The sequence below is a fragment of the Methanogenium cariaci JCM 10550 genome, assembly GCF_001315945.1.
GTDB lineage: Archaea > Halobacteriota > Methanomicrobia > Methanomicrobiales > Methanomicrobiaceae > Methanogenium > Methanogenium cariaci.
Genome location: NZ_BBBG01000049.1, coordinates 1 through 935 on the forward strand (window position 1 = coordinate 1; position 935 = coordinate 935).

Genomic DNA, 935 nt, shown 5'->3' on the forward strand with positions numbered 1-935 from the left:
GAACTATCCACTCGTGCTGCCGCATGAACCGGAGACCCTGTATGTCGATGACGACGGCGGGGGGCAGACTTCCAGAGCATCCAGGCGGCTGTGACCGCCGCATATGCCGGTGACACCATCGTGGTGAAGGCCGGTGCCTACACTGAGAACGTGCTGGTCGACAAACAGCTCACCATCCGGTCCGAGGATGGATCCGACGCGGTCACCGTGACCGCCACCTCAGCGGATGCTCCGGTATTCGATCTCAATGCCGACGGCATCATCATCGAAGGCTTCTCCGTGAGGGGGGGACTGACCAACGAGCATGTCGCCGGTATCGAGATCGTTGACTTCGATGACTGTGAAGTCCGCTACAATGACTGTGCCAACTGCTACAATGGTATCCACATCGGAAACGCAGTAGAGGAGACTGCCACCGGCAACATTGTCGAAGAGAACTACTGCCATGACAACACCAGACGCGGTATCAGCCTCCGGGACCAGGTCAGCGGCAACACTGTCTACAACAACACCTGCAGAAACAACACCGATGGTGAGATCTGCATAAAGGATACTCCCAGTGACAACATCATTTGGGCCAACACCTTCGACGGCACCGTCGAAATCAAGTACGGCAACATCTTCCACTCCCCCCCTGAAGAGGTCACCTACACCTACGGCGACACCGAGTTCACCGGCTACGTCGGCAACTACTACACCGGCTACACCGGTGAAGACGGAAACGGCGACGGCATCGGCGACACACCGATGTCATACGGCACCTACAAAGACGAATACCCCCCCTGATGGGTGAATGGAACACCAACGTCATACAGAAAGCCGCCCCCCCGGTCATCAGCGTGATCACCATCACCCCTGAAGCAGCCGAACTCGAAGAACACGAAGAATGGCAGTTCTCTGCTTCAGGCGTTGACCAGTACGAAGAGAGCATGTCT

The 935-nt window shown here is 56.9% G+C and carries 1 protein-coding gene; it reads left to right on the plus strand.

What is annotated here, in order from left to right; genetic code table 11:
* The first annotated feature begins 90 nt into the window (after positions 1-90).
* A complete protein-coding gene (locus tag JCM10550_RS16485; protein WP_062400724.1) occupies positions 91-786 on the plus strand; it encodes a nitrous oxide reductase family maturation protein NosD in 696 nt (231 codons plus the stop codon).
* Positions 787-935 lie beyond the last annotated feature (149 nt).